3 protein-coding genes and 2 riboswitches are annotated in these 5625 nt (G+C 72.5%); of the genes, 1 reads left to right on the top strand and 2 read right to left on the bottom strand.

What is annotated here, in order from left to right:
* Both ACFWEP_RS30765 and ACFWEP_RS30760 read right to left on the bottom strand, forming a co-directional pair.
* On the bottom strand, window positions 1–890 hold an 890-nt coding region (locus ACFWEP_RS30765), incomplete at its 3' end, for a hypothetical protein (RefSeq protein ID WP_387374992.1).
* Entirely contained in the window at window positions 887–3607 is a 2721-nt protein-coding gene (locus ACFWEP_RS30760; protein ID WP_387374991.1) for a prenyltransferase/squalene oxidase repeat-containing protein, read from the bottom strand. The genes ACFWEP_RS30760 and ACFWEP_RS30765, both read right to left, overlap by 4 nt.
* A 194-nt stretch (window positions 3608–3801) precedes the next feature.
* Window positions 3802–3871: riboswitch (cobalamin riboswitch) on the bottom strand.
* Window positions 3872–4011: 140 nt separating this feature from the next.
* Window positions 4012–4087, top strand: a riboswitch (cobalamin riboswitch).
* Window positions 4088–4209: 122 nt separating this feature from the next.
* On the opposite strand from ACFWEP_RS30760, the gene ACFWEP_RS30755 reads away from it, so the two are divergent.
* A complete protein-coding gene (locus ACFWEP_RS30755; RefSeq protein ID WP_387374990.1) occupies window positions 4210–5622 on the top strand; it encodes a hypothetical protein in 1413 nt (470 codons plus the stop codon).
* The last annotated feature ends 3 nt before the right edge of the window (window positions 5623–5625 follow it).

Below are 5625 nucleotides of genomic sequence, written 5' to 3'. Positions count from 1 at the left end.
ATCAGGGAGCCGCCCGCGACGACCGGCAGGATCGAGCCGGTGTCGTACGCGGCGTCGGCGGCGGGGGCCGCGTCGACGACCCGGGGCCCGGTCGGCGACGTTGCCGGGACGGGCGTGGCCGCGGCGCTGGGCGCGGCGGAAGGCGACGCACTGGGCGAGGCGGTCGTGGACGGCTTCACGGTCGGCTTCGTGGTGGCGGGCGATGACTTCGGCGGTGCGGTCGCCGGAGCGGAGGACTTCGCTGGTGTGGACACCGTGGGGCCGGTGTCGGTGCCGGGCGGCAGGGCCGGGGCCTTCTCCGTCGAGGCGGGGTTGCCGACGTTTCCGCTGGGCTTGGTGTTGTGCGCCCGCAGCTGGTCCGGCGAGATCTGCGGGCGGCCCTCGGTGCCCTCGATGTTCGTTCCGCCGAAGATCCACAGGTCGACGCTGCCGGGCTTCGGCCGGTACAGCATGGCGCCGAGCTGGCTGTACTCCCAGTCGTCCGCCCCGGGGTCGGCGTGCCAGTACGACCAGTACGCCGAGGCGGGCGGCGTCAGGACGCAGTCGTCCTGCTGAGGTGTCGGGTACTGCTTCCCGCCCTGGTGGCCGCTGTAGCCGATGCGGCAGATGAAGGCCGGGCCGTCGTGCCCGGTGCCGGTGGTGCGCCAGCCGCCCTGGTTCAGCAGCTCGTACCCGGTCGTGGGAGTCGTACCGCAGGAGCGGTAGACCGGGCCGCCCCAGTGGCTGAAGTCGACGGCCAGCACCGCCCCGGAGCCGGTGGTGCACCGGCCCATGGCCTGCGGGTCCGCCGCGGCCGGGGAGGCGGTCGAAGTGAGAGCCGCCACCGACATCAGGAGCGCGGCCACGGCCCGCACGACCCTCCGCCGTACCGGTATCGCGGGGATGCTCATATCCGGCTCCCGGCGGCGGTGCGACGGCGGCGCGCCATGACGACGACGCGCCATCCGCCGGCGACCAGTACGGCGGCGAGCGCCGAGAGCGTGGCTGCTTGCACGCCGGTGGAGGCGAGCACCCCGCCCCCCGATCCGGTGCCACCGGTGTCGGCGCCGTCGCCGCTGTCCGCTCCGGCAGGATCATCCGGCGTGACGATCAGCGGGGCGGAGGCGCTGGGGCTGGGGGTGGGCTGGGGCGAGGTGTCGGTCAGGCTGCGTTCCAGCCGTCCGAACGAGATGCCGGTCGTCCCGCCGACCGCCTGTGTGGAGGCCCGCAGGTCGGAGCCGCGCTGGCCTTCCTCGGCCACGTTGAACCCGCCGTCGGTGTTCTGCTGCCCCGCGAGGAACGTCCGGGCGGCGGCGATCTCGGAGGGGTACCGCTCCGCGTCCAGCGAGAGTCCCTGGACCGCGAGGGCCGCGGAGTTGACCGAGTTGCCCGCCGCGCCGGGGAAGCCACCGTCCGCGAGCTGCTTGCCCGCGATCCAGTCGAGCGCCTTGGCCACCGCGTCGTCGGCCTTCTCGCCCCCGGCCAGGTCGAGGGCCATCGCGGCGATGGCGGTGGAGTCGACGTCGGAGTCGCCGGTGGTGGGGATGAGGCTGGGCCACGCGCCGGTGTCGTGCTGGAGGCTCTGCAGGTAGGCGATCGGCTCCTTCGCGGCGGACCGCTCACCGGCACGTAGCTGGGCCATGATCGCGAGTGACTGGGAGAAGACCGAAGGGGCGTAGGTGTAGGCGCCCTTGGCCGCGCAGCTGCGGTCGGGAGCCGTGCTCGGGGCGGGGCACACGGCCTTGCCGAGAGCGGCGATGAGGTCGTCGCCGCCGAAGTCGTGCGGGTCGCGGCCCACGGCTTCGGCCAGCAGGGCCGCCTTGCCCAGCGAGCCGCCGAGCGCGTACTGCGTACCGATGCCGGTCCAGTCCCGCAGGGTCCTGTCCTCGCCGTCCTTGCCGCCGTCGTCGTCGAGGAAGTCGACGATGCCGCGCAGCTTGTCATTGTCCAGACCGGTCGCGGCGAGTGCGTAGGCACCGTCGATGGTGAGCCCGAAGTCGGCGCGGGAGGAATCGGGGGCGACGGTGTAGTACTGGCCCTGCGTGAGACGGGCCGGGTCGGTGAGGTAGGCGACGCCCATTCTCAGGTCGGGGCTTTCGCCGGCCGGAAGGGTCGGGTCGGTGGTCGGGGGTTTGGTCGTGGGCGGGTCGGTCGGGTCGGGCTGCTCGGTGGTCAGACGGGCGAGGTCGGTGCCGGCTCCGGCCAGGATCGCGGGGGACGTCGGGTAGAGGGCCGGGTCGGCGGCGTCCTCCTCGAAGCCGAAGCCGCCGCCGTCCAGCTGTTCGCGCGAGAGCCAGGAGACCGCCGCGTCGGCCCAGGCGGTGTCGCCGAGCGCGCGGAGCGCTTGGGCGGCGTACGCGGTCGCGGAGACGCTGCCGGTCGTGGCGCCGGTGTAGCCGGGGAACGAACCGTCCGCGCGCTGAGCCTTCTTGAGGTAGGTCCGCGCCCGGGTGACGGCTGTTTCGTAGCCGCCTGCTTCGTGCAGGGCGAGGGCGACGAGGCCGGTGGTGGCGGGGTCGCCGTCGCAGTTCTCGCCCGGACGGATCAGGATGCTGGTGATGCCGCCGTCGGCGCACTGCAACTGGGCCAGCCGCTCGACGGCTTCCGACGGCACGTCGGCGTCGGCGCGGGCGACCGCGAGGACGGCGAGTGCCTGGCCGTCCGCGTAACCGCCGTCGCGGAAGTCGCCCCTGGCGGTGCACCCAGGGGTGGGAGAGCCGGATTCGGGTCCGGCCGTGCAGATGTGGGCGGTGAGGTCGGCGATCAGGTCGTGGCCGCCCACGTCGTGCGGGTCGCCGTCGGTGGCTTCGGCGACGAGGGCGAGCCTGGCGGCGGCGGTCGCGTCCGGGGCCTGGCCGGGGCCGGCCGGGTAGGCGTAGGCGTCGGTGTGGGCGTCGAGGAACGCGACGGTCTTGTCCACCGTCGCACTCCTGCCGTCCGCGGCGGCAAGAGCGAAGGCGGCTTCGGTGGTCAGCAGGTAGTTGGCCGTGTCGGCGCCCTCGTCCACGACGCTCCCATCGCCCGTGAGGAGTCCTTCGACCCAGGCCGCCGCGAACGCGGTGTCGACCTTCCCCGCCGGGACCGAGGGGGGCGTCAGCTCGGGATCAGGGGTCTCTCCGGCGCCGTCGGCGCGTACGTCGTCGGGGGCGAATGCCGGGCCGCCGGTGGTCCCTCCGACATCGGTCGCGCCGTACACCCAGGCGTCGACGTCCCCGTCCTTCGGCTTGCGCTCCATGGCGCCGTACTGGCTGTACGTCCACGTGGACGCGCCCGGTGAGGCGGTCCAGTACGACCAGTAGGCCGTGGCGGGCGGGGTGAGGGCGCAGGCGTCCTGATCGGGCGTCGGGTACTGGACCCCCGCTCCGAGGCCGATCCGGCAGATGAACGCCGGGCCGTCGTGCTCCGTCCCATCCGTGGTGAAGCCCGCCGTGTGGAGGAGTTCGTATCCGGTCGTCGGCGTCGTGTCGCAGCCCCGCTCGATCCCGCCCCCGAAGGCGCCGAAGTCCACGGCGACGATCACGCCCCTGGCTGCCGTGCAGTCCTCGATCGGATCGGCTGCGGCGGGGGTGACCGTGATGAGTGTCACGCACATGGCAAGCAGCAGGAACGCCGCCGATACGGCGGACATGAGGGGCAGGAGCCCTCTGGGCCCCCGCCTCCGGTCTCTTCGCTGTGCGCTCTTCACCACGGCCCCCTCGTCCTGTTTCCGACGGGAGGGAAACGTGGTGGAGGAGCCCGCGCCGCACACGGTTCACCGCAGGGCAGGGCTGGTCGACCACGCCGTAGTCCGCGACGGCGTTTCTCGCTGTAGATCACGCTCCAGGCATTCCGGCTCGCCCGGCGAAGCCGGGCCTACGGTTGCGGGTCAGCGCCGGATTCAGACCGGCTTCCCCTGGAACTCAGTGCGTATCAGCCGGATTGCAGCACGGCACCTCATGCCCCGTCAAGACGGCCCCAGGGAGGCGGAGATCACCGTCCGGAGCGTGGCTGACAGGACGCGAGTCCTCGGGTAGCGTCCTGGGCTGCCACAGGGGGGAACCCGGTGAGACTCCGGGGCTGACGCGCAGCGGTGTGGGACGGCGGAGGCCGTTTCCGAGCCCGAATGCCCGTGCGGCGACGCATCACAGGAAGCCGGTCCACGCGTTCGGGCGGCGCCCCTGCCCGCTGCCCTGCCACGAGGCGAGGAAGCGGTGTCCGGGCTGCGCACGCCCCTCATCACAGGAGCAGGCCATGTCCCGTCATACGATTTCCCGCCGTCTCGCCGTCACGGCGACCGCGTCCTTGGGCGCGTTCTGCCTGAGCGTCTTGCCGGCGGCTGCCACGGCCACACCGGCCCAGATGGCCACGTCGAAGACGAACGGCGTCACCTACCTCAAGTCCCTGCAGGCGGCCGATGGTTCGTACGCCTCGTCCGGGCTCTCCAACGAGTGGGCGTTCAGCGCGCTCGCCGCCGCCGGCACCGCCGCGGTCGACGTCACACCGGGCGGCGACACCACCAAGAACGCGAGAACCGTCTACCGCACCCTGCTGTCCACGACCACCTGGCCGTCCACCGCGCCGGTCGTCACCGACTACGAGCGGGCAGCCCTCAACGCCTACGCCGCGGGCATCGACCCGGCCCGGGTCTCGGCCTCGCGCAACCTGATCGGCGACATCTACAGCTACTGGCAGACTGCCGAGCCCGGCTACTTCGGCCCCTCCTCGAACTTCAACGGCACCGTGTTCGCCGCCCTCGCCCTCGGCGGCGCCAAGACCCAGGCCGGAGTCCAGCGCACACCGCAGGCGCTCCGCGACTCCCTCATCACCCGCATCCGCGCCAACCAGCACGACGACGGCGGCTGGAACTACAGCAAGGCCGAAGGCGACGCCGCCCAGCTCGCCACCACCAGCGACATCGACATGACCGGCGCGGCGATGGCCGCGCTCTGCTCGGTCGGCGTCCCCAACACCGACACCGACATCACCCAGGCCAAGGCGTTCCTCAAGAGCAAACTGGTGCCTGCGAGCGGCGCGTTCAACGCCATGTTCGGCGTCAACACCGACTCCAACGGCTGGGCCGTCTCCGGCCTCAACGCCTGCGGCATCAACCCGCAGACCGGCGACTTCCTGACCTCGGCGGGCAAGACCCCCGTGGACTTCCTCATCGCCCAGCAGTTCAACCCAGGCGGCGGCTTCAAGTACCTGCCCGCCGACACCTCCCCCTCCGCCTACGCGTCCGTCGACGGACTCAGGGCAGTCGCCGGCGGCGGCTTCACCGCAACCCCGCCCGTGCCGACCACCACCGGCGCCCCGCAGTGGGTGGCCCAGACGACCTTCGCCTCCGGCACCGCGACGAAGCTCGCCCTGAGCGTCGACGATGGCACGGGCAGCATCAAGGTCTGCTCCGTCGCCCTCACTCCGACCGGTACGACCACCACCCTCGGCACGCTCCTGGACGCGGCCACCACGGCGGCCACCCCCACGGGCTGCGTCAGCAGCGTGACCCCCGCCACGGGAACGGCCACCGTCACCGCGCTCAACGGCAAGGCCAACAGCGGCTCGAACACCTGGAAGGCCGCCATCGACGGTTCCGCCTTCGTCACCGCCTCGCGCGCAACCGTGATCAACGCGGGTGACACCGTCGCCCTTCGCTGGGGCGTCTGATAC

The sequence above is a fragment of the Streptomyces sp. NPDC060198 genome (genome assembly GCF_042728415.1).
In the GTDB taxonomy this organism is placed as follows: Bacteria; Actinomycetota; Actinomycetes; order Streptomycetales; family Streptomycetaceae; genus Streptomyces.
Note: the sequence above shows the minus strand (reverse complement) of the source record. Positions and strands in the feature narration are given on the sequence as shown.